Consider the following 23026-nt stretch of genomic DNA (forward strand, 5'->3'; position numbering starts at 1 on the left):
GGCAGAAACGGTGCGCCAGGGGTTGCGGGACCCTCGGCGCGTGCGCCGTCGCGTCCTGCGCACCGGCCGGTCCTCCGGCGCTCCTCGGGCGTCCGTCCTCCTCCCCCCGCCCTCAGCACGTGCGCCATCCGGCTGTGGCGGCAGCCGTAACGCGACCGCGACGACCCGGAAAGGGGACTACCGGGTATGAGTTCTCTCCTCCTCCTCACCAACGCTCTGCAACCCTCCGCGGAGGTGCTGCCGGCCCTCGGCCTGCTGCTGCACAACGTCCGGGTGGCCCCCGCCGAGGGATCCGCCCTGGTGGACACCCCAAGTGCGGACGTCATCCTGGTCGACGGCCGGCGCGACCTGCCGCAGATCCGCAGCCTCTGCCAGCTGCTGCGCTCCACCGGCATCGGCTGCCCGCTGATCCTGGTGGTGACCGAGGGCGGCCTCGCCGCCGTCACCGCCGAGTGGGGCATCGACGACGTCCTGCTGGACACCGCCGGCCCGGCCGAGGTCGAGGCCCGGCTGCGGCTCGCACTCGGCCGGCTCCACATCAGCACCGACGACAGCCCGATGGAGATCCGCAACGGCGACCTCTCGGTCGACGAGGCCACCTACTCCGCCAAGCTCAAGGGCCGGGCGCTCGACCTCACCTTCAAGGAGTTCGAGCTGATCAAGTACCTCGCCCAGCACCCCGGCCGGGTCTTCACCCGGGCCCAGCTGCTGCAGGAGGTCTGGGGCTACGACTACTTCGGCGGTACCCGGACGGTGGACGTGCACGTCCGACGGCTGCGCGCCAAGCTCGGCGTCGAGCACGAGCAGCTGATCGGCACCGTGCGCAACGTCGGCTACCGCTTCGTCGTCCCGGAGAAGCCGGAGAAGGGCGAGCGCCCGGAGCTCGCCCAGCGCCCCTCGGCGCCGCTGGAGGCCTGACCGGCGGCCGGGCGGGCCGACCCCGCCCGGCTTGTCCGGTTCGCTCCCCCGGTACCTGCCGAAAGCCCTGCCGGAAAGCCCCAGGTCCCACTGCCGACGCGCACGCCACACGCGTAGACTCCCCCCGTGGCCAAAGTGACGCGCGACGATGTAGCCCGGCTGGCTGGTACCTCGACCGCGGTCGTCAGCTACGTCATCAACAACGGGCCGCGCCCGGTCGCGCCCGCGACCCGGGAGAAGGTCCTCGCCGCGATCGAGCAGCTCGGCTACCGGCCGAACAGCGTCGCCCAGGCGATGGCCTCCCGCCGGACCAACCTGATCGGCATGGTCGTCCCGGACGCCCGCCAGCCCTTCTTCGCCGAGATGGCGCACGCCGTGGAACGGGCCGCCTCCGAGCGCGGCAAGCTCGTGCTGATCGGCAACTCCGACTACGTGGACGACCGCGAGGTGCACTACGTCCGGGCCTTCCTCGGCATGCGCGTCTCCGGCCTGATCCTGGTCAGCCAGGGCCCCTCGCAGCGCGCCGCCGAGGAGTTCGCCGCGATGGAGGGCGCCAAGGTCGTGCTGCTGCACCGCCGCCCCGAGGCGATCGACGACGTCGCGGTGGTCACCGACGACGTGGGCGGCGCCGAGGCCGTCGTCCGCCACCTGCTGGAGGTGCACGGGCACCCGTACGTGGCCTGCTTCGGCGGCCCGGTCGAGTCCCCCGCCCCCGGCGACCCGGTCATCGACCACGTCGAGGGCTGGCAGCGCGCCATGGACGCACACGGCCTGCCCACCGAGCCCCACCTGATCGACGCGCCGTTCCACCGCTACGGCGCGTACGAGGTCGCGCTCGGGGTACTGCGCTCGCCGGACCGGCCGCGGGCGATCTTCTGCTCCACCGACGACCAGGCGATCGGCGTGCTGCGGGCCGCCCGCGAGGTCGGCCTGAAGGTCCCGGAGGACCTCGCGGTGGCCGGCTTCGACGACGTCCCCGAGGCCGCGCTCGCCGACCCGCCGCTGACCACCGTCGCCTCCGACCGCGACGCGATGGCCCGGGCCGCCGTGGACCTGGTGCTCGACGACTCGCTGATGGTGCCCGGATCGGACACCGAGCGGGTCCGCAAGTTCCCGTCCCGCCTGGTGATCCGCCGCTCCTGCGGCTGTGACGGCGCCGCGGCGGTCCCGACCGGGGAAGCGGAGTAGCGAACTCCGCTCCACCCGCCGCCGCACACCGCCTGACCAGGCTTTATGAGAACCCAACGGGCTTCTCGGACCCTTCTGAGCCGGTTCTCATGCCATCCTCATCCACCAGGCGGACTTTGGTCTGCATGAGCGAACAGCAGCAGCACCACGACGAGCAGTACGGCCCGTACGAGCCCCGCGTGGTCGAGGGCACCGTCCTCGGCAGCAGCGCCGCCACGACCGCCTACGGGTACCGCGAGGACCACTCGGCCGGCGGCTTCGACTCCCCGCCCCCGCCCATGCCCCCCGAGCCGCCCACCGCCGGCCGGCCCGGAGGCCACGGCGGCCACGGCAACCGCGCCCGGCGCGGCCTACTGCGCGGGCGGCTCGCCCTGGTCACCGCCGTCGCCGCGGTCGCCGCCGTCATCGGCGGCGTCACCGGCGGGTTCGTCGCCGCCGAGCAGCACGGCTCCGCCACCCGCACCAGCACCGTCGCCAGCCCCGTCTCCGCCCGCTCCGACGGCGGCGCCGACGTGCCGGCCATCGCCGCCGCCGTCTCGCCGAGCGTCGTCCAGATCACCGTCAAGAACGGCAACGGCACCGCCACCGGCACCGGCGTCATCCTCGACACCAGCGGACGGATCCTCACCAACTACCACGTGATCGACACCGCCGCCGACGGCGGCCAGATCACCGTCACCTTCAAGGACGGCTCCACCGCCGCGGCCACCGTCACCGGCACCGACAAGTCCCTCGACGTCGCCGTGATCACCGCCGGCGGCGGCAAGAACCTCACCCCCGCCACCCTCGGCGACTCCTCCGGCGTGGCCGTCGGCGACCCCGTCGTCGCCATCGGCAACCCCGACGGCCTCACCGGCACCGTCACCTCCGGCATCATCAGCGCCGAGAACCGCGACGTCACCGTCCAGCTCGACGAGGGCACCACCAGCAGCAACGGCGGCTTCGGCTTCCCCAGCCTGCCCGGCCTGCCCAACCTGCCCGGAACGCGCGGCAACCTCCCGCAGCAGAACAGCGGCAGCACCACCACCTACAAGGCCTTCCAGACCGACGCCGCCCTCAACCCCGGCAACTCCGGCGGCCCGCTCATCAACGCCAACGGCCAGGTCATCGGCATCAACTCGGCGATGTACGCCCCCAGCGGCGCCAGCTCCACCGCCGGCGGCGGCGGCAGCAGCGCCGGCAGCGTCGGGCTCGGCTTCGCCATCCCGATCAACGACATCAAGCAGGTTCTGCCGAAACTGGAGGCCGGCCAGAACCTGTAAGACGGACAATTACCCCCGGTACTCCCAGCAGGCCCTCCACCCGACGAGAAAGGGCAGCAGCCCATGACCCCGTCCGCCGACGACCGCACCCCCGCCGAGGCCGGCCACCCCTCCGCCCGGCTCCTCGTGGTCGACGACGAACCCGCCCTCCGGGACGCCCTGGAGAGCAGCCTCGCCTTCGAGGGCTACGAGGTCGCCACCGCCACCGACGGCTACGAGGCCCTGGAATCCGTCGAACGCAACCGGCCCGACCTCGTCCTGCTGGACATCATGATGCCCCGGATGGACGGCCTCACCGCCGTCCGCCGGATGCGCTCCCGCGGCGACACCGTCCCCGTCCTGATGCTCACCGCCCGCGACGCCGTCGGCGACCGCGTCACCGGCCTGGACGTCGGCGCCGACGACTACCTCGCCAAGCCCTTCGAGCTCGACGAACTGCTCGCCCGCGTCCGCGCCCTGCTGCGCCGCAACGCCCTCGCCACCGAGGCCGCCGCCCGCGCCGCCGCCGAGGACGAGAGCGAGGTGCTGGCCTTCGGCGACCTGCGGATGAACACCGCCACCCGCGAGGTCACCCGCACCGGCAAGCCCGTCGAACTCACCCGCACCGAGTTCATGCTGCTGGAGATGTTCCTCTCCCACCCCCGCCAGGTCCTCACCCGCGAACAGATCCTCAAGGCCGTCTGGGGCTTCGACTTCGAACCCTCCTCCAACTCCCTGGACGTCTACGTGATGTACCTGCGCCGCAAGACCGAGCAGGGCGGCATGCCCCGCCTCATCCAGACCGTACGCGGCGTCGGCTACGCCCTGCGCCCGGCCGCCGGCACCACCACGTGACCGAGCAGGGCGAGCGCACCGCGACCGGGGCCACCGTTCCGCCGCCGCCCCTGATCCCGCCCCGCACCCCCGGCCGCCGGCAGCGCCTCGTCCACTGGCTGCGATCCCGCTCCCTGCGCAGCCGCCTCACCATCCTGAGCGCGGCGGCGGTGGCGGTGGCCATCGCGCTGTCCGCGCTGGCGTGCTGGTTCATCGTGGAGAAGCAGCTCTACAACCAGGTCCGCACCGACCTGCTCAGCGCCGAACCGGAACCGCTGCGCGGCGCGAACTACCCCTGTGGCGACACCCCGCAGGACGCCCTGGCCAAGTCCCTGGCCACCCCCCGCACCAGCCGGCCGCCGACCGACATGGGCAGCCCCCCGCTGCGGGACACCCAGAACGTCTCCTCCGACCTGTCCCTCGTCTGCCTGCCGATCGGCGCGAAGCGGGCCATCGTCATCGAACCCGGTGACGCCAAGGTCCTCGGCCTGAAGAAGGGCCAGTCGGTCGTCCGGGACGGCCAGTACACCAACGGTGAGCCCGCGATGGTCCGGCTGGCCTGGTACCCGAACATCAACCCCGGCTACCCGCCGGTCCTGGTCATGGTCGCCGCGCCGACCAAGCCCGTCGAGGACTCCCTCCAGGGCCTGGCCATCCTGCTCGGCTCCGTCTCCGTCGGCGGCATCCTGCTCGCCGCCGTGGCTGGCCGACTGGTCGCCCGGTCCGCCCTGAAGCCGGTCGACCAACTCACCGACGCCGTCGAGCACATCGCCAGGACCGAGGAGGTCGGCACCACCATCCCGGTCCAGGGCCACGACGAGATCGCCCGGCTCTCCACCTCCTTCAACTCGATGAGCACCGCCCTCGCCAACTCCCGCGAGCGGCAGACCCGTCTGATCGCCGACGCCGGGCACGAGCTGCGCACCCCGCTCACCTCGCTGCGCACCAACGTCGACCTGCTGATCCGCAGCAACGACACGGGCCGCCCGCTGCCCGCCGCGACCAAGACCAAGCTGCTGGGCAACATGAAGGCGCAGATGCAGGAGCTCACCGTCCTGATCGGGGACCTGCTCCAGCTGTCCCGCCCGGACTCCCCCAAGCCGGTCCACAACCCCACCGTGGTGGCCCTGCACGAGATCGCCGGACGGGCGGTCGAGCGGGCGAAACTGCGCGGCCCGGGGCTGGTCTTCGAGACCGCGACCGACCCCTGGTTCGTGCACGGCGACGCCCCCGGGCTCGAACGCGCGGTGATCAACCTGCTGGACAACGCGGTCAAGTACAGCCCGCCCGGCGGCACCATCGAAGTCCGGCTCCAGCAGGGCGTGTTGACCGTCCGCGACCACGGCCCCGGCATTCCGCCGGAGGAACTGCAGTACGTGTTCGACCGGTTCTGGCGTTCGCCGTCCTCGCGGCAGCTGCCCGGCTCCGGCCTGGGCCTGTCGATCGTCGCGCAGAGCGTCCGGGAGGCGGGCGGCGAGGTGTCGCTGGGCCCGGCCGGGGACGGCGGACCGGGCGCGCTGGCGACCGTCCGGCTGCCCGGCGGCCCCACTCCCGAATAGAGCGGGACGGGCGGACAACGCAGGACGGGCGGGGCGCCCCGACAGCGCCCCGCCCGTCCCGTACCGGCTCACGGTCAGTCGATGTCGACGCCCGGGCCGATGACCTTGATCCGGTCCTGCGCCGGGGCCTTCAGCGGCGAGGCCGCCGAGCTGTGGGCACCCAGGTAGGCCGCGAAGACGTCCAGGTCGGAGGCGCCGACGAGCTTGTCGGTGCCGGCCGCGAAGGCCGGGAAGCCGTCGCCGCCGCCGGCCAGGAACTCGTTGGCCGCGACCCGGTACTTGGCGGCCGGGTCGATCGGAGCGCCGTTCAGCCGGATCGAGTCGACGACCACCCGGTCCGCGCCGGTCTTGCGCATGTCCAGGGTGTAGCGCAGGCCCGAGGACGCCTGGAGGATCTTCGGCGCGGCCTCGTTGGAGCCGCTGACCTGCTGCTGGAGCAGTTGCACCAGCTGGGCGCCGGTCAGTGTCTTGACCTGCATCATGTTGGTGAACGGCTGGACGGTGAACGCCTCGCCGTAGGTCACCACGCCGTCGCCCTCGGCGCCGGAGGCCTTGTAGACCAGGTCGGCGCGGATGCCGCCGGGGTTCATGAAGGCGATCTGCGCCCCGCCCAAGGCGGCCGGGGCGAGCCCCTCCACCTGCGCGTCGGCGATCAGGTCGCCGAGCGGCTTCTCCAGGTCGCTGTTGCCGCGGCCGTTGATGTCCGAGGCGATGTAGCCGATCGGCCGGTTGGCGATCGGGGCGGCCAGCTTGGAGTAGTGGTCGACCAGCGCCGTCATGTCGGGCGCCTTCTCGACGGTGCGGCGCACCACGTGGTTCTCGGCCTTGACCGTCGGGCGCACGATCTCGCCGGTGGTCTTGTCCAGCTTCATGTCGATCTCGGTGTACAGCCGGCCGAAGGAGGCGGCGCTGGTGACCGAGCGCGGGACGCCGTTGGGGTCGGGGATGGTGCAGGCGTACGCGTTGTGGGTGTGGCCGGTGACGATGGCACCGATCGACGGGTCGAGCTTCTTGGAGATGTCGACGATCGGACCGGAGATGCCCTGGCCGGCCGGGCCGCAGTCGTAGTTGTAGACGCTGCTGGCCGGGTAGCCGCCCTCGTGGATCAGCGCGACGATCGAGTTGACGCCCTTGGCCTTGAGCTCGGCGGCGTACTTGTTGATCGTGGTGACCTCGTTGGCGAACTTCAGGCCCTTGACGCCCTCGGCGGTCACGATGTTCGGCGTGCCCTCCAGGGTGACGCCGATGAAGCCGACCTTCACGCCCTGGGACTTGGTCACCCAGTAGGGGGCCAGCAGCGGCTTGCCGGTCTTCTCGTCGGTGACGTTGGCCGACAGGTAGTTGAAGTTGGCGCCCTTGAACGTGCGGCCGGGCTCGTAGCAGCCGTCGACCGGGTGGCAGCCGCCGTCCTGCATGCGTCGCAGCTCCTGCGCGCCCTCGTCGAACTCGTGGTTGCCGACCGAGGTGACGTCCAGGCCGAGCTTGTCCATCGCCTCGATGGTCGGCTCGTCGTGGAAGAGCGCCGAGGTGAGCGGGCTGGCGCCGATGATGTCGCCGGCCGCGACGGTGATCGAGTCGTCGGCCGGGATCCGCGCCTTGCGCAGCTCGGTGGCCAGGTACTCGATGCCACCGGCCGGGGTCGAGACCTCCTTGCCGGTGGCCGGGTCGATCTCCCGGATGGTGCCGGACGAGCCGGCCGGGGGTTCCAGGTTGCCGTGGAAGTCGTTGATCGCCAGCAGCTGGAGGTTGACGGTCTTGTGGCGCTTGGCGTTGGCGTCGGCGGCCTGCGCGGCCGTCGGCACGGCCACCGTGCCGAACAGACCTGCGGCGGCGACGACGGCGAGCGCCGCGCGTCGGGATCTGACGGTGAGCATGAGGGTCCCCTGCACCTTGGAGGAGCGCCCGCTGTGGACTGGACCGGGCGTCTGGGCGATGTGTTGCGCCTGTGAAGCCTAGAGTCAACGCGCGTAGCTGTCAGGACCTCGGACGTAACGAGAGGATTACCTCCTGACGAACCGTCGCCGTCCGACCAGGGCCGCTGCCCCCGTCCGAGCCTCCCGGCGCCGCCCTGCAGAGCCTCCCGGCGCCGCCCGGCAGAGCCGCCGGGACCCCCGTCGGCCGCTCAGACTCCCGGTTCGGCCGCCAACTGCCGCTCGGCCCGGTCCCGTTCGGCCACCGCGTCCTCGGTCATCGCGCGGTCGGTGTACACCAGCGGCCGCTCGGCCTCGGTGATGATGTGCTTGACCACCTGGACGTTGCCGTTGACGTCCCAGACCGCGATGCCCGGCGACAGGGTGGGGATGATCTCCACCGCCCAGCGCGGCAGGCCCAGCACCCGGCCGGTGGCCCGCGCCTCCTCCGCCTTCTGCATGTAGATCGTCCGGGTGGAGGCCATCTTCAGGATCGCCGACGCCTCCTTGGCCGCCGCGCCGTCCACCACGTCCGACAGGTGGTGCACCACCGCGACGAAGGAGAGCCCGAGCCGGCGGCCGAACTTCAGCAGCCGCTGGAACAGCTGCGCCACGAACGGGCTGTTGATGATGTGCCAGGCCTCCTCGACCAGGAAGATGCGCTTCTTCCGGTCCGGCCGGATCCAGGTGTGCTCCAGCCACACGCCGACGATCGCCATCAGGATCGGCATCGCGATCGAGTTCCGGTCGATGTGCGAGAGGTCGAAGACGATCAGCGGCGCGTCCAGGTCGATGCCGTCGGTGGTCGACCCGTCGAACATGCCGCGCAGGTCGCCGTCGACCAGCCGGTCCAGCACCAGCGCCACGTCCAGGCCCCAGGACTGCACCTCGTCCACCGCCACGCCCAGCGACTCCACCGAGGACAGCTCGGGGCTGCGCAGGGTGTCGATGATGTCGTCGAGCACCGGCTGGCGGTCCTTCACCGTCGCCACCACATGGGCGTGCGCGGCCTTCAGCGCGAACCCGGCCCGCTCCTCCAGGCCCCGCCCCATCGCCACCTCGACGATGGTGCGCAGCAGCGACAGCTGGCCGGTCTGGGTGATCGCCGGGTCCAGCGGGTTGAGCTTCACCCCGCCGTCCCGGGCGGCCATCGGGTCGAGCCGGATCGACTTTATGCCCAGCGCGTTGGCGATCAGGTTCCACTCGCCGACGCCGTCCTCGCCCTGCGCGTCGAGCACCACGACCTGCCGGTCGCGGAACCTCAACTGCCGCAGCACGTACGTCTTCTCCAGCGCCGACTTGCCGTTGCCGGACTCGCCGAGCACCAGCCAGTGCGGGGCCGGCAGCTGCTGTCCGTACAGCTGGAAGGGGTCGTAGACGTACCCCTTGCCGCTGTACACCTCACGGCCGATGATCACGCCCGAGTCGCCCAGCCCCGGCGCGGCGGTGGGCAGGTAGACCGCCTGCGCCTGGCCGGTGGAGGTGCGCACCGGCAGCCGGGTGGTCTCCACCTTGCCGAACATCAGGCTGGTGAACGCCTCGGAGAGGTTGCCGAGCGCCATGTACGGCCTCCTGGTCTGGTCGACGGGCGGTGGTGGAGCGGTGCGGACCGGGTGTCAGCGGCGGATGCCGGTCGCGAACGGCAGGGTGTTGACGAAGGCCCGGTGGTGCTCGCGGTCGCACCACTCCAGCTTGAGGTAGCTCTTGCCGGCCGAGGCCCGGATGGTGCGCTTGTCCCGGGCCAGCGCGTCGGGGTTGCGCGAGGACACCGTGATGTAGCCGACCAGGTTCACGCCGGCCGCGCCGGAGGCCAGGTCGTCGCCGCGCTGGTCCACCCGGCCGGTGTGGGCCAGGTCGCGCGGGTCGACCGTCCGGTTCATCTTGGCCGCGCGGCTGGCCTCCGCCTCGTCGTTGGTCTTCTCGGTCAGCATCCGCTCGATCGCGACGTCGGTGGGCTCCAGGTCCATCGTCACCGCGACCGTCCGGATCACGTCCGGGGTGTGCACCAGCAGCGGCGCCAGGAAGTTGACCCCCACCGGGGTCAGCGGCCACTCCTTGATCCACGCGGTGGCGTGGCACCACGGCTCCCGGGTCGCCGACTCGCGGGTCTTCGCCTCCAGGTACTGCGGGTTGGTCGCGTCCAGTTCGGCCGGCCAGGCGTTGCGCCGGGACATCGCCTGGATGTGGTCGATCGGGTGGTCCGGGTCGTACATCGAGTGCAGCAGCGAGGAGAGCCGGGCCTGCCCCAGCGGCTGGCGCACCCGGATGTCCGCCTCCGCCAGCCGGGCGCAGATGTCGGTCAGCTCGCGCGCCATCACCGCAGCCAGCCCCTCGTCGTCCCGGGCCCGCCGGCCGGTCGCCGTACGGCCCATCGCGTGCGCCTCGGCCGCCAGGTCGCGGGTGTAGTGCATGCACGCGACCAGGTACGCCCGGTGCTGCTCCGAGGAGGTCGACACCATCGACTGCAACTGGTCGTACGAGTCCTGCAGCCAGCGCGGCGCGTCGTGGTCCCCGCGCCGCTCGACGTCCTTGGCGTGCGCGTCCGGGTCGGCCGGCAGCGTCCGGGCCAGGATCTGCAACCGGGTCACGAAGCCGTCCCCGTTGGCGACGTGCTTCAGCAGCGTGCCGAACCGGTCGACCAGCGCCTCCTGGTCCTCCGAGTCGCGCAGGCCGACACCCGGGCCCTCGATCTCGATCGCGGCCGTCACCGTCCGCCGCTCCAGGTGCATCAGCACCCCGACCTCGTCCGGCCCGAACGGCGCGGTCAGCCAGCGCAGCCGCCCCACCCCGGGCGGCGGGCCGACCTCCACCTCGCGGCCGTCCATCCGGGTCCCGGCGTCCATCACGTCCGAGCGCCACACCGACCGGCCGCTCCGCACCGTCCGGCGGTAGGTGCGGTTGATCTCCGCCCACTTGTAGAACGTCCGCCTGCGGTACGGCACGTACACCGCCGCGATGGCCACCATCGGCAGGCCGATCAGGCCGCCGATCCGCAGCGGCAGGATCGGCATCAGCAGGCCCCAGAGCATGCCGAGGAACGCCCCGAAGATGATCAGGACGATCTCGCCGGACTCCCGGTTGCGGCCGATCGGCGCGTTCGGGCGGGCCTTGCCGATCAGGTAGGTGCGGCGCTGGTGCACGTACGGCTGGGCGTACTGGGCTCCGTACTGGCCGAGCGGTTCACTGCTCACTTACCCGTCACCCTCCCTTCGCTGAGTTGCTGTCGCGGATCGGAACCGAGGTCTGCGGCGGCCCGGCCTGCGGTGGTGGCGCCGGCGTCCGCCCGGCGTGCGCGGCGATGCCCGGCGCGACGGAACCGCCGCCCGCACCCCCGCCGCCGCCACCCGCACCGACCGGCCCGCGGTCACCGTGGGTGGTGATGCCCTGCTTCATCAGGTTCGCGGTGCCGTTGATCATCGCCGATCCGGCCGACACCGCGCTCGCCCGGGCATGGCGCATGTTCATGATCTCGTCGCCGAAGCCCGGCACGAAGCGGTACACCGCGGCACTCGCGAAGATCGACAGGAACAGGATCGCCAGCCCCGACAGCACCCGCGCGAAGTCGTCGCTGGCCCCGGCACCCGTCGCCACCGCACCCGCCAGGCCCAGGATGACCACGATGATCGGCTTCGCCAGGTCCACCGCCACCATCACCCCCGCCCACCGGCGCACGTGCTTCCACAGCTGCTTGTCCACCAACCCCGCGTACACCGCCGTACCCAGCAGCGCGCCCACGTACAGCATCGCCGCCCGGATCAGCAGCTCGATCCAGAGCACCGCCGCCGCCAGCACCGCCACCAGCGACACGATGATCAGGATCAGCGGGCCGCCGCCCATGTCACCCTTCTCCAGGGTGTCGGCGAACGCGCCCAGGTACGACCCGGTGTCCGACTTCGTCCCCACCGCGATCGCCTTGGTCAGCCCGTCCGTCACGCTCACCACGGTGTAGAGGATCAGCGGCGTGAACGCGGACGCCACGACGGTCAGCCACAGGAAGCCGATCGCCTCCGTGAACGCCGTCGCCAACGGCGCCCCCCGCACCGCCCGCTTCGTCACCGCCAGCAGCCACAGCACCAGCGTGATCACCGCCGACACGGCGAACACCACCGCGTACTGCTGCAGGAACGACGCATTGGTGAAGTCCACCTGCGTCGTCCCGTCGATCGCGCTCGACAGCTTCCGCACCACCCAAGCCGCCGCCTGAGCACACCCCTTGGCCAACGACCCCAACGGATCGGTCACACTCCCGACGGTCCCACTGCCCGGGAGCGAGCCGGATCCGCCCGGAGCGCAGTAGACGTCGTTGCCGGGCAGGGGAACACCCGGGCAACTCGTATTGGTCGCCCCTGAGGTCGGGGTCGGCGACGGCTCAGCCATGGCGCGGTGGGCCGTCAGGACCACCGTGAGGACGCCGAACAGCGCCCCGCCGGCCAAGCGGCCCATGCCCCGCCGCACGAAACCGGAACAACCGTCAGCGGGCATAACGGAAGCCTCCGAACTGCTCGACGGCACCAGTGATCTCCTCGGCGGTTGCGGCCTGCTGGTCCGGCGGAACCGGCGCCGGACCGGCTGCTCGGCTGAAGTCGGTGAGTTTCCAGTCCGTCCCGGTCCACCGCAGGCTGAGTGTCAGGGTGAACCACTCCTCGGACACCGGCCTGGTGGAACGCTCGCCGGCCAGTCCGAACAACCCGGTGCACCAGACGTCGACCTTGACGCTCTCCGCGGTGTAACTGCTGCTCTTGGTCCCGACCGGGACGGTCCGGCTGACGAACGCCATCCCCTTGGGCGGCTGTCCCTGGGCATCGACCCCGAACCTGGCCGCCGTCTCGGGAGAGAACCCCTGGTCCAGGCGGCTCTGCAGGCCGGAGACCGCGCCCGGGTCGGCGATGGTGGCGACGATGGTGTGGCGGCTGTCGGCGCGGAACATGTCGGCGGAGCCGATCGCCACCGCGTAGTTGGCGGCGGCGGACTGGGCGCCCTGGTCGGTGTGCGGGTAGCCGGATCCGATGCCGTTGGTGGTGGTGCCGACGGGCTGGTCGCCGCTGGGGGCGGGGCCGGCGCCGGCGGGCGCGGTGGGGGCTGCGTGGTCGGCGGAGCGGCCGGTGCTGCCGGGGTCGGGTTTGTCGCGGTTGGCGATGGCGATGGCCACGACGAGCAGGGTGGCGACGACGAGGACGGTCAGCAGGGTGCGGAGCGATCGGGCCTGACGCGGGGTCGGCTGGGAGGAGGGCTGTTCGCCGACCGGCAGCCGCGTACGGGTGTGCGGCTGGTCGTCGGACAACGGCACGGCGGCCCTCCTGGTGCGGGGAGCCGGGGGGCTCCGGGGGCCCTCCGCCGGGGGCGGGCGCGGACGGAGGGTGGGAACGGGGGTGGGCTCGGGGCGGTCCGGACGGGGACCTGGCCCCGGGGCGGGCGGGCCTGGCTACTGCTGTCCGATCGTCAGATCGCCATGCCGTAGACAATGGTGAACAGAGTGCCGAGTGATCCAATGATGAACACGCCGGTCAGGCCGGCGACGATCAGCCCCTTGCCCTGTTCGGCACCGAAGCTGTCGCGCATCGCGGTCGCACCGATCCGCTGTTTGGCCGCCCCCCAGACGGCGATGCCGAGGCAGATGAGGATGGCGACGGCCATGATGACCTCGACCATCACCCTGGCCTCCGACCCGAGGGTCGCGAACGGGCCCCAGTCCGGGGCGATCCCGCCGATGATGGTGTCGATATTCGGCTTCTTTGGAGGGTCCTCGGCCAGGTGGCCGATCGCGTTCGTGTGCACGCTGCTCAGGTTCATTTCCATCTCACCGCCCGATCAGGCAAATTCAAGGGCCCTGACCCCGCCCGCGCGAAGGGTCGGTACCTATTCTTGGCCAGATCTGATGTCGACTTGGCTACTTCTCGCGGATTGGTCGTGAGGCACCGGGCACGTACGCGAGGATGTCCACCGTACGAAGGATAGCGCTCACTCTTTGTATCTCTGATGATTGCGGTGAGCAACGCCTTCCGGAACACTTCGACTGACGATTCGTCGGGATGGTGCTGATGGTACTCCGGAAGGCCGGTACGGCCGCCGCCGCTGCGGGAGTTGTGACGTTCGGGTTGCTCGGTTTGGTGACGGTGGGGACGTTCGCGGCGAGTGGGACGCCGCAGCAGTCGGCGAATCGCGCCGCACTCTCGCCGGGGACGGTCCCGGCGGCGTTCCAGGCGCCGATCCAGCAGTGGGGCGCGCTCTGCCCGGAGATCTCGCCGCCGATGCTCGCGGCACAGCTCTACCAGGAAAGCGGTTTCGATCCGAAGGCCCAATCGGGCGTCGGGGCACAGGGAATGGCGCAGTTCATGCCCGATACCTGGGCGGCGTACGGCACGGACGCCAATGGGGACGGCAAGAAGGACGTCTGGGACCCGCTGGACGCGATCGCCTCGGCGGCCACCTTCGACTGCGCGCTCGCGAAGGACGTCGCCAAGGTCCCGGGCGACCGGCAGGCCAACCTGCTGGCCGCCTACAACGCCGGCCCGTACGCGGTGACCAAGTACAACGGGGTGCCGCCGTACAAGGAGACCCAGGGCTATGTGAGGAACATTCAGGCGATGGCCCGCAGCTTCTCGGTGCCCACGGCGCCGGTGGAGGTGTCCGGGCAGTCGGCCGGGGCGATCTACTTCGCGCAGAGCAAGCTCGGGACGCCGTACCTGTGGGGCGGGGAGGGGCTGCCCTCGCAGAACGGGCGGTTCGACTGCTCGGGCCTGACCCAGGCCGCGTACGCCAGCGTGGGCATCACGCTGCCCCGGGTGGCGAACGACCAGTGGTACGCCGGTCCGCACCCGTCGCGCGATCAGCTGCGGCCGGGCGACCTGGTGTTCTGGGCGACGGACCTGAACGATCCGCGGAGCATCCACCACGTCGGGATCTACGTCGGCGGCGGTTACATGATCAACGCGCCGCACACCGGCGCGGTGATCCGCTACGACAAGATCGACACCAGGGAGTACATCGGCGCGACCCGGGTCACCTCGGACGGCGCCCAGGCGCTGCCGGCCCGCAACGCGGACGGCTCCGTGAGCGCCCCGAGCCGCCCGGGCTCGACGACGCCGACCGGCCCGACCGGCCCGACCGCGGCGACCACCCCTTCGGCCCCGGTGGCCCCGGCAGCCCTGGCGAGCCCCGGCGGCGCCGCCACCCGGCCCGCCGCCGGACCGCCCGCGGCCGCCGCGCCGCCCGCCCCGACCGGCCCGGACCCCGCCGGGGCGGGGCGGCCGGCGTCGAAGAACTGAGCCGCCCGTGGCCCCGAGGTGTGAGTGCCCTGTGGACGCTGAGTCAAGTTTCCATAACCGCGCGTTTCCGTGGAACGCTGTGCCCCGGCGATGACGTTGGTCCCGATGGCCCACCGTCAGCTTCCCGCGCCGGGAAGGGCCCCGACCGGATCGAACAGCTGCAGCGGACCAGAAGGAGGTGCGGCGTGTCGACGCCGCTTGCCGACACGACCAACCCCGACCTCGGCCTGCTCTACGCCGTCAACGGACTGGCCAAGCGCTCCCCGCAGTGGCTGGACCACCTGGTCTCGTGGATCGGTGAGTACGGCATCCTGATCGGCCTGGCGATGCTGGGCCTGGTGGCCTGGCTGCAGGCGAGACGCCGCCCGGACGCGCCGGTGGCCGTCGCCGGGCTGCTCTGGGTGCCGCTCTCCGTCGCCATCGCCGAGCTGGCCAACCTGCCGATCGCCGCGATCGTGAACCGTCCGCGCCCGTTCGTCGACCACAGCGGGCTGCTGGTGCTGGTGGACGGCAAGGCCGGCACCCACTCCTTCGTCAGCGACCACTCGACCATGACGATGGGCGTGGCGGTGGCGCTGTTCCTGGTGAACCGGCGGCTCGGCTGGATCGCCGGGGGCCTGGCCCTGTTGCAGGGCTTCTGCCGGATGTTCATGGGCGTGCACTACCCGACCGACGTGATCGGCGGCTTCGCGCTCGCCGCCGCGGTGGTGCTGCTGCTGGCGCCGATCGCGATGGCGGTGCTCGTCCCGCTCTGCCACGCGCTGGGCCGGACCGCCCTCGCCCCGCTGATCCGGGCGCCGGAGCGCGCCGGCGGCGGCCCGCGCGGCCGGCGGCGCGGGCGCGAGCGCGGGGCGGTGCGCTCCGAGGAGCAGCCACCGGAGTCCGATCTGGCGGCGTGAGCCGCCCGGCCCGGCTACCCCGGTCCGCCGCCGCTCTCCGCGAGGGCGAGGTGGTCGTCCCCCTCGCGCCGGACCAGGTCGCGCGAGCGGCGGGCCGGTGAGAACCAGCCGCAGCTGCAGGTCGCGAAGGCGAAGGAACCGCGCTCGCTGACCGCGACGCGGTGTTCGGGCATCCGGGCGGTGCCGGGGGAGGCCGGCAGCTCACTGTGCACGTGGTTCACCGTAACGCGCCGGGCGCCGGGCGCGCGATGCCGTCCACAAGACCTCTTCCGCGTAACCCTTCGCGGCTCAACTCGTTTGCCCGGAAAGAGCTCTGTTCACCTGGTGGTGTCGGCAGGGCAGTCGGGCCCGAGGGGGTTGTCGCGAGGATGAAGATGACCGACCAGCAACGTGGCGGACGGCCGGGGCGCCGTCCGCGGCCGTATCTGCGTTCGGCGGCCGGGGCCGCCCTGCTCGCCGCCGCCCTGGCCGGCCTGTCCGCCGGCTGCGCGGCCGGCTCCGGTGGCGGCTCCTCCGACCAGCAGTCGGGTGCCCCCGACCAGCTCGCCGCGGACCCGCTGTCGGCGGTGCGCAACACCGCCGACATCACCGGCCGCACCGGCTCCGCGCACACCGCCACCGAGCTGGTCACCGAGTCGTCCGAGAAGAAGGCCGTCTTCACCGGGACGGGCGGCTACGACTACGTGAAGCGGATCGGCCGGCTGGAGGTCCAGGTGCCGCCGGGCGCGGCGACCACCGGGAAGATCGTCGAGGTGGTCCTGCCGGGCACCGTCTACCTGCAGAACAGCGGTGCCAAGGTGCCCGAGGGCAAGTGGGTCAAGCTGGACGTGCGCCAGCTGCCGGACGGCAACCTGGTCAGCAGCGGCGCCACCGACCCGGCCTCGGCGGCGGGCGCCCTGCGCGGGGCGCAGAAGGCGGACGCGGTCGGCACCGAGACCGTCGACGGGGTGGCGCTGCACCACTACCGCGGCACCCTGGACCTGGCCAAGGCGGCCGACGCGACCGGCGGCCGCGGCGGGGACGGCCTGCGGATGGGGGCTCAGACCTTCACCGTGAAGGAGGTCCCGTACGACGCCTGGCTGGACGACCAGGGCCGGCTGCACAAGGTGGTCGAGGTGTTCACCTTCGCCGGGGTGGCCGGTTCGAAGGAGGCCAAGGACCAGGTGAAGGTGACGTCGACCACCTCGGTGACGGACTTCGGCAAGCCGGTGGAGGCGGCCGAGCCGCCGGCCTCGGACATCTACGCGATGAAGCCCTCGGAAAGTCCGAAGTAGGCCGCCGGGGCAGGGCTCCGGCGCCGGGGCGAACCGGGGCGCCGCCGGAGCGGGTGGCCGCCCGGGGAGCGGCGGTCACCCGTTTCGGCGGCGTCGAGATGGCCCGTCCGTGCCATGTGGACGGGCTCCGAAGTGCCTAGGCTGGACGTCGGGTGGCTGCCGCCCGCGCTGGCGAGGCACTGAAGGGGTGGTGCAGGTGGTGTCGTCCACGGGCGGCCGCAGCGGCGGCCACGACGACGCGGCCCTCGACGAGATCGATCTGGCCGGCGAGCTGATGATCGCCGCGACGGCCAGCGCCGGCGACCGGCTGCCGACCGAGCGGATCGACGAGGTGCTGCTCGACCGGACCGAGCCGGGGCGGACCGACGGCGAGGCCTGGCGGCAGGCCGACGGGTAGGGCGTTCGCGGCTCGGGGGTGCCGGCGACCGGGGGCGTGCGCGGCCCGGACCCGCCCGCCCGGCCCGGCCTCAGCTGCGCAGCAGCCGACCGATCGCGGCCGTGGCCTCCGCGACCTTGGCGTCGAGTTCGGCACCGCCCTCCTCGGCGGCGGCCGCGACGCAGTGCCGCAGGTGCTCCTCCAGCAGGGACAGCGCGAAGGACTGCAGCGCCTTGGTGCCGGCCGAGACCTGGGTGAGCACGTCGATGCAGTAGACGTCCTCGTCGACCATGCGCTGGAGGCCCCGGATCTGGCCCTCGATCCGGCGCAGCCGCTTGAGGTGGGCGTCCTTCTGCGCGCTGTAGCCGTGCGGACCGTGCCCGCCCTGATGTCCTGCGGCGGCCGCGGGGGCGGCGGGTGCGTCGGCCTGCGCGTCGGTGCCGTGCCCGTGGTCCGGCTCGGTGCGCGCTTGCGTCGTGGTCATCGGCCCGCCTTCGTCTGGATGCCTGGTGGCTGCGTCGGCCACCAGTGTCCAACACCGGGGCCGTCCGTGGTGTTCCGACGGCCGACGCGGCATGTGCCGAAGGGTTCCGGACGGGCTGCGGACGGGCTGCGAACGGGCTGCGAACGGGCCGCCGCGCGGTTCACCCGTCTGAGCGGCGCCCCCGTCTTCCGTACGTACCACGGGGACAATCCGGGCGAGGTTCCGTCAGACTGGGGGCTCACGTCCGCACCTGGGTGTGCGGTCCGGATCAGCTGGTGCGGCAGCCGAACGGAAGAGGAGGTTCCGCCTCCACCATCACCACCCCGTTTGCGCGATTGCGCTTGGTTGCACCTAGCATCGTTCAGTCCCTACCCCGCACATCGGAGATTTCCGTGCGTTTTAGCCTGACCCCGAAGGAGACGAGCTTCTACGACATGTTCTCTGCCGCCGCGGAGAACCTCGTCGTCGGTTCGAAGCTCCTGCTGGAACTGCTGGGATCAGACGTGTCGGCCCGCGCGGAGATCGTCGAGCGCATGCGCGCCGCCGAGCACGCCGGGGACGACACCACCCATGCCGTGTTCCACCAGCTGAACTCGTCCTTCATCACGCCCTTCGACCGCGAGGACATCTACAACCTCGCCTCGTCGCTGGACGACATCATGGACTTCATGGAGGAGGCCGTCGACCTGGTCGTCCTCTACGACATCCAGACGCTGCCGAAGGGGATCGAGCAGCAGATCGAGGTGCTGGCCCGGGCCGCCGAGCTCACCGCCGAGGCGATGCCGAACCTGCGCAGCATGTCGAACCTCACCGAGTACTGGATCGAGGTCAACCGGCTGGAGAACCAGGCCGACCAGATCCACCGCAAGCTGCTCGCCCACCTGTTCTCCGGCCAGTACGACGCCATCGAGGTGCTCAAGCTCAAGCAGGTCGTGGACGTTCTTGAGGAGGCGGCGGACGCGTTCGAGCACGTCGCCAACACGGTGGAGACCATCGCCGTCAAGGAGTCCTGACCCTCGTGGACATGGCAGCACTCATCGCCGTCGTCGGCGTTGCGTTCTTCTTCACCTACACCAACGGCTTCCACGACTCCGCGAACGCGATCGCCACCTCGGTCTCCACCCGGGCGCTGACCCCCAGGGCCGCGCTGGCGATGGCCGCGGTGATGAACCTGGCCGGCGCCTTCCTCGGCAGCGGCGTGGCGCACACCGTCTCCCAGGGGATCATCGAGACCCCCACCGGCGACCGGGGCATGGTGATCCTGTTCGCCGCGCTGGTCGGGGCGATCGCCTGGAACCTGGTCACCTGGTACTTCGGCCTGCCGTCCTCCTCCTCGCACGCGCTGTTCGGCGGCATGGTGGGCGCGGCCATGGCCGGCGGCATCGACGTGATCTGGGGCGGCGTCCTCGACAAGATCGTCATCCCGATGATCGTCTCGCCGGTGGTCGGCCTGGTCGGCGGCTTCCTGGTGATGCTGGCGATCCTGTGGATCTTCCGCCGGGCCAACCCGCACAAGGCCAAGCGCAACTTCCGGGTCGCCCAGACCGCCTCGGCCGCCGCGATGGCGCTGGCGCACGGTCTGCAGGACGCGCAGAAGACCATGGGCATCGTGGTGATGGCGCTCACCATCTCCGGCCACCACTCCGGCGAGGGCATCCCGGTGTGGGTGAAGATCTCCTGCGCCACGATGCTCTCGCTGGGCACCTACGCGGGCGGCTGGCGGATCATGCGGACGCTCGGCCGCAAGATCATCGAGCTGGACCCGCCGCAGGGCTTCGCCGCCGAGGCCACCGCCGCGACGGTCATGTACGTCACCTCGTTCGTCTTCAAGGCGCCGATCTCCACCACCCACGTGATCACCGCGGCGATCATGGGCGCGGGGGCCACCAAGCGGATCCGCGCGGTGCGCTGGGGCGTCGCCAAGAACATCGTGCTCGGCTGGTTCATCACGATGCCGGCGGCCGCCATCGTCGCAGCGCTGGTGTACTGGTTCGCCCACCTGTTCTGGGGCTGACCGGCCCCGCACGTGACAGGGCCCGCCCCCACATCTCGGGGGCGGGCCCTTCTTCATGCTCCACGGCGGCACCGCCATGCAGCACCGCGGAGCAGCCTGTGTGCTCGCCGTTCGCCTCCGGACACCGCGGTCCGTCGGCTCGTGGCGGGGGTACGGCCTAGCCGAAGCGGCCGGAGATGTAGTCCTCGGTCGCCTGGACCGACGGGTTGGAGAAGATCCGCTGGGTGTCGTCCAGCTCGACCAGCTTGCCCGGCTGGCCGACGCCGGCCAGGTTGAAGAAGGCGGTGCGGTCGCTGACGCGGGCCGCCTGCTGCATGTTGTGGGTCACGATGACGATGGTGAACTGCGACTTCAGCTCGCCGATCAGGTCCTCGATCGCGAGGGTGGAGATCGGGTCGAGCGCGGAGCAGGGCTCGTCCATCAGCAGGACCTGCGGCTCGACCGCGATGGCACGGGCGATGCACAGCCGCTGCTGCTGGCCGCCGGAGAGGCCGGCCCCCGGCTTGTTCAGCCGGGTGTGGACCTCGTTCCAGAGGTTGGCGCCCTTCAGCGAACGCTCGACCACCTCGTCCAGGACGGACTTCTTGCGCACGCCCGCGAGCTTGAGGCCGGCGATCACGTTGTCGTAGATCGACATGGTCGGGAACGGGTTCGGGCGCTGGAAGACCATCCCGACCGAGCGGCGGACGGCGACCGGGTCGACGTTCGAGGCGTAGAGGTTCTCGTCGTCCAGGAGGACCTTGCCCTCGACCCGGGCGCCGGGGATCACCTCGTGCATCCGGTTGAGGGTGCGCAGGAAGGTGGACTTGCCGCAGCCGGAGGGGCCGATGAAGGCGGTCACCGAGCGGGGTTCGATGCTCATCGAGATGTCCTCGATGGCCTTGGTGGTGCCGTAGTAGGCGGACAGTCCGCTGACGTCGATGCGCTTGGCCATGATCGTTGCTTCTCTCGTCTGTCTTCGTACGTCAGTCGGTCGCTCAGTGTCCGCCCTTGGGCGAGCGCCAGCGTGCGATGCCCCGGGCGATGAGGTTGAGCCCCATCACGAAGGCGATCAGCACCAGCGCGGCGCCCCAGGCGCGGGCGTAGCCGAAGTCGTTGTTGACCACCGAGTACTGCTGCCAGATGTACATCGGCAGGGACTGCTGCGGTCCGTCGAACGGGTTGCTGTTGATGGCGTCGGCGCCGAAGACCAGCATCAGCACCGGGGCGGTCTCGCCCGTGATGCGGGCGACCGCCAGCATCACGCCGGTGGTGATGCCACCGATCGCGGTGGGGAGGACGATCCGCAGGATGGTCTTCCACTTCGGCACGCCGAGCGCGTACGAGGCCTCGCGCAGCTCGTTCGGGACGAGCTTGAGCATCTCCTCGGTGGACCGGACCACGACCGGCATCATCAGGATCGCCAGTGCGAGGCTGCCCGAGAAGCCCGAGTAGCTGAAGCCCAGGGCGATGTTCCAGAGCGAGAGGACGAACAGACCGGCGACGATCGACGGGATGCCCGTCATGACGTCGACGAAGAAGGTGACGGTCTTGGCGAGCGTGCCGCGGCCGTACTCGACCAGGTAGACGGCGGTCAGCAGACCCACCGGGGCGGCCATCGCGGTGGCCAGGGCGACCTGCTGCATGGTGCCGAGCAGCGCGTGGTAGATGCCGCCGCCGGGGCCGGAGGCGATCACGCCCTTCATCGAGTGGCTCAGGAAGTTCCCGTTCACCACGCCGATGCCCTGCTGGACCGTGTAGACCGTCAGGGAGATCAGCGGGACGACGGCCAGGATGAAGGCGACCCAGACCACCGAGGTGGCGAACCGGTCCTTGGCCTGGCGGCGGCCCTCGACCTGGGCCGAGACGCCGTAGCTGACCAGCAGGAACAGCAGGGCCGAGATCAGGCCCCACTGCAGGTGGCTCTCCAGCCCCGCGGCGGCGCCGATCCCGCAGCCGACCGCGATCGAGCCGACCGCGACGGCGGCCGGGGCCCACTTGGGCAGCCGGTTGGCGGTCAGCGACCGGCTGAGCGGCCGGGCGTCGGCCGTGACGGAAGTCGTTGCCGCGGTCATGCGTTGGCCCCCGAGTACTCCTTGCGGCGGGCGATGATCAGTCGCGCGGCGCCGTTCACCAGCAGGGTGATGACGAACAGGACGAGGCCGGAGGCCATCAGGGCGTCGCGCCCGTTGTTGCCGGCCTCGGCGAACTTCAGCGCGATGTTCTGCGCGAAGGTGCCGCCGCCCGCGTCGAGGATGTGCAGCGAGAGCACGTTGCTCGCGGACAGCACCACCGCGACGGCGATGGTCTCGCCGAGCGCGCGCCCGAGGCCGAGCATCGAGGCCGAGATGATGCCGGGGCGGCCGAACGGCAGCACCGCGGTGCGGATCATCTCCCAGCGGGTCGCGCCGAGCGCGAGCGCCGCCTCCTCCTGCATCCGCGGCACCTGGCGGAACACCTCGCGGGAGACCGCCGTGATGATCGGCAGGACCATGATCGCCAGCAGGATGCCGACGGTGAACAGGTTGCGCGGGGTGCCGGTCTTGGTCTGGTCGAAGAGGTACGTCCAGCCGAGGTACTGGTTGAGCCAGCTGGTCAGGCCGTCCATGTGCGGGACCAGGAAGAGCGCGCCCCACAGGCCGTAGACGATGCTGGGGACGGCGGCGAGCAGGTCGACCAGGTAGGCGAACGGCTGGGCGATCTTCCGCGGCGCGTAGTGCGAGATGAACAGCGCGATCCCGATGGCCACCGGGACGGCGATCGTCATCGCGATGACGGCGCTGACGAGGGTGCCGAAGGCCAGGACGGCGATGCCGAAGACCGGCTTCGTGGCGTCCGGCGTCCACTCGAAGGTGGTGAGGAAGTTGCCCTCGTTGGTGCTGAGGGCCAGGCCCGCGCGCCAGGCCAGGAAGCCGGCGATCGCGGCCATGATGACCAGCAGCAGGATGCCCGAACCGCGGGCGAGGTTCATGAAGATCTTGTCGCCGAAGCGGCTGTCGCGCGGTCGGCGTTCCCTGCCTCGCGGGGCGGCAGGGGAGGATGAAGTCATTGTCTACTCCGGTCTGGTGGTGCCGCCCCGGAAGGG

22 protein-coding genes are annotated in these 23026 nt (G+C 71.4%); 11 read left to right on the plus strand and 11 right to left on the minus strand.

What is annotated here, in order from left to right; genetic code table 11:
* Nucleotides 1–186: 186 nt before the first annotated feature.
* From ACIO9K_RS34440 to ACIO9K_RS34460, 5 genes are all read left to right on the plus strand, one after another.
* Nucleotides 187–918 carry a response regulator transcription factor gene (locus tag ACIO9K_RS34440; protein WP_350885162.1) on the plus strand — a complete coding sequence of 244 codons (732 nt, stop codon included), beginning with the start codon at nucleotides 187–189 and terminating at the stop codon, nucleotides 916–918.
* Between the two features lie 126 nt (nucleotides 919–1044).
* Entirely contained in the window at nucleotides 1045–2106 is a 1062-nt protein-coding gene (locus ACIO9K_RS34445; protein ID WP_363625007.1) for a LacI family DNA-binding transcriptional regulator, read from the plus strand.
* Between the two features lie 125 nt (nucleotides 2107–2231).
* The gene (locus ACIO9K_RS34450) at nucleotides 2232–3368 is read left to right on the plus strand and encodes a trypsin-like peptidase domain-containing protein (RefSeq protein WP_363625005.1); all 1137 of its coding nucleotides are present in this window, start codon (nucleotides 2232–2234) and stop codon (nucleotides 3366–3368) included.
* Nucleotides 3369–3431: 63 nt separating this feature from the next.
* Nucleotides 3432–4202 (plus strand): response regulator transcription factor, encoded by a 771-nt coding sequence (locus tag ACIO9K_RS34455; RefSeq protein WP_400335664.1) that lies wholly within the window; start codon nucleotides 3432–3434, stop codon nucleotides 4200–4202.
* Nucleotides 4199–5740 carry a HAMP domain-containing sensor histidine kinase gene (locus ACIO9K_RS34460; protein ID WP_363625001.1) on the plus strand — a complete coding sequence of 514 codons (1542 nt, stop codon included), beginning with the start codon at nucleotides 4199–4201 and terminating at the stop codon, nucleotides 5738–5740. Before ACIO9K_RS34455 ends, ACIO9K_RS34460 begins: the two co-directional genes overlap by 4 nt.
* Nucleotides 5741–5814: 74 nt before the next feature.
* Here the strand turns inward: ACIO9K_RS34460 and ACIO9K_RS34465 are convergent, their stop codons facing one another.
* From ACIO9K_RS34465 to ACIO9K_RS34490, 6 genes are all read right to left on the minus strand, one after another.
* Complete coding sequence (locus ACIO9K_RS34465) at nucleotides 5815–7614, minus strand: bifunctional metallophosphatase/5'-nucleotidase (RefSeq protein WP_400335666.1); 1800 nt, start codon at nucleotides 7612–7614, stop codon at nucleotides 5815–5817.
* A gap of 248 nt (nucleotides 7615–7862) precedes the next feature.
* Entirely contained in the window at nucleotides 7863–9212 is a 1350-nt protein-coding gene (locus ACIO9K_RS34470; RefSeq protein WP_350885150.1) for an ATP-binding protein, read from the minus strand.
* Between the two features lie 54 nt (nucleotides 9213–9266).
* A complete protein-coding gene (locus ACIO9K_RS34475) occupies nucleotides 9267–10841 on the minus strand; it encodes an SCO6880 family protein (protein WP_350885148.1) in 1575 nt (524 codons plus the stop codon).
* 7 nt (nucleotides 10842–10848) lie between these two features.
* The gene (locus ACIO9K_RS34480; RefSeq protein ID WP_400335667.1) at nucleotides 10849–12132 is read right to left on the minus strand and encodes a hypothetical protein; all 1284 of its coding nucleotides are present in this window, start codon (nucleotides 12130–12132) and stop codon (nucleotides 10849–10851) included.
* Nucleotides 12122–12937, minus strand: a complete 816-nt coding sequence (locus tag ACIO9K_RS34485; protein ID WP_400335669.1) for a hypothetical protein — start codon at nucleotides 12935–12937, stop codon at nucleotides 12122–12124. Before ACIO9K_RS34485 ends, ACIO9K_RS34480 begins: the two co-directional genes overlap by 11 nt.
* Nucleotides 12938–13089: 152 nt before the next feature.
* Entirely contained in the window at nucleotides 13090–13440 is a 351-nt protein-coding gene (locus tag ACIO9K_RS34490) for a hypothetical protein (protein ID WP_350885142.1), read from the minus strand.
* 239 nt (nucleotides 13441–13679) lie between these two features.
* On the opposite strand from ACIO9K_RS34490, the gene ACIO9K_RS34495 reads away from it, so the two are divergent.
* Together ACIO9K_RS34495 and ACIO9K_RS34500 are read left to right on the plus strand one after the other, a co-directional pair.
* Nucleotides 13680–14915 carry an NlpC/P60 family protein gene (locus ACIO9K_RS34495; RefSeq protein ID WP_400335671.1) on the plus strand — a complete coding sequence of 412 codons (1236 nt, stop codon included), beginning with the start codon at nucleotides 13680–13682 and terminating at the stop codon, nucleotides 14913–14915.
* Between the two features lie 185 nt (nucleotides 14916–15100).
* Entirely contained in the window at nucleotides 15101–15814 is a 714-nt protein-coding gene (locus ACIO9K_RS34500; protein ID WP_363586549.1) for a phosphatase PAP2 family protein, read from the plus strand.
* A gap of 14 nt (nucleotides 15815–15828) precedes the next feature.
* On the opposite strand, the gene ACIO9K_RS34505 is transcribed toward ACIO9K_RS34500, so the two are convergent.
* The gene (locus ACIO9K_RS34505) at nucleotides 15829–16026 is read right to left on the minus strand and encodes a hypothetical protein (RefSeq protein ID WP_363586548.1); all 198 of its coding nucleotides are present in this window, start codon (nucleotides 16024–16026) and stop codon (nucleotides 15829–15831) included.
* A gap of 162 nt (nucleotides 16027–16188) precedes the next feature.
* Here ACIO9K_RS34505 and ACIO9K_RS34510 point away from each other — a divergent pair, with 162 nt between their 5' ends.
* Nucleotides 16189–17088 (plus strand): hypothetical protein, encoded by a 900-nt coding sequence (locus ACIO9K_RS34510; RefSeq protein WP_400335673.1) that lies wholly within the window; start codon nucleotides 16189–16191, stop codon nucleotides 17086–17088.
* Nucleotides 17089–17284: 196 nt separating this feature from the next.
* Nucleotides 17285–17485, plus strand: coding sequence for a hypothetical protein (locus tag ACIO9K_RS34515; protein ID WP_400335676.1), 201 nt, complete (start codon nucleotides 17285–17287; stop codon nucleotides 17483–17485).
* 70 nt (nucleotides 17486–17555) lie between these two features.
* On the opposite strand, the gene ACIO9K_RS34520 is transcribed toward ACIO9K_RS34515, so the two are convergent.
* On the minus strand, nucleotides 17556–17948 hold the full coding sequence (locus tag ACIO9K_RS34520) for a metal-sensitive transcriptional regulator (RefSeq protein ID WP_363586545.1): 393 nt from the start codon (nucleotides 17946–17948) through the stop codon (nucleotides 17556–17558).
* 392 nt (nucleotides 17949–18340) lie between these two features.
* Between ACIO9K_RS34520 and ACIO9K_RS34525 the strand changes: the two genes are divergently transcribed.
* Both ACIO9K_RS34525 and ACIO9K_RS34530 read left to right on the plus strand, forming a co-directional pair.
* Nucleotides 18341–18961, plus strand: coding sequence for a DUF47 domain-containing protein (locus ACIO9K_RS34525; RefSeq protein WP_063348282.1), 621 nt, complete (start codon nucleotides 18341–18343; stop codon nucleotides 18959–18961).
* 5 nt (nucleotides 18962–18966) lie between these two features.
* Nucleotides 18967–19962: an inorganic phosphate transporter gene (locus ACIO9K_RS34530; protein ID WP_063348283.1), complete on the plus strand. Its 996-nt coding sequence runs from the start codon at nucleotides 18967–18969 to the stop codon at nucleotides 19960–19962.
* A gap of 157 nt (nucleotides 19963–20119) precedes the next feature.
* Here the strand turns inward: ACIO9K_RS34530 and pstB are convergent, their stop codons facing one another.
* From pstB to pstC, 3 genes are read right to left on the minus strand one after another with little or no spacing between them, the layout of a single operon-like run.
* Nucleotides 20120–20896 carry a phosphate ABC transporter ATP-binding protein PstB gene (gene pstB / locus ACIO9K_RS34535; RefSeq protein WP_063348284.1) on the minus strand — a complete coding sequence of 259 codons (777 nt, stop codon included), beginning with the start codon at nucleotides 20894–20896 and terminating at the stop codon, nucleotides 20120–20122.
* 43 nt (nucleotides 20897–20939) lie between these two features.
* The gene (gene pstA / locus ACIO9K_RS34540; protein WP_363624989.1) at nucleotides 20940–22016 is read right to left on the minus strand and encodes a phosphate ABC transporter permease PstA; all 1077 of its coding nucleotides are present in this window, start codon (nucleotides 22014–22016) and stop codon (nucleotides 20940–20942) included.
* A complete protein-coding gene (gene pstC / locus ACIO9K_RS34545) occupies nucleotides 22013–22990 on the minus strand; it encodes a phosphate ABC transporter permease subunit PstC (protein WP_363586543.1) in 978 nt (325 codons plus the stop codon). The genes pstA and pstC overlap by 4 nt, the downstream gene beginning before the upstream one ends.
* Between the last annotated feature and the right edge of the window lie 36 nt (nucleotides 22991–23026).

This window comes from Kitasatospora sp. NPDC087271, assembly GCF_044744605.1.
Classification (GTDB): Bacteria; Actinomycetota; Actinomycetes; order Streptomycetales; family Streptomycetaceae; genus Kitasatospora.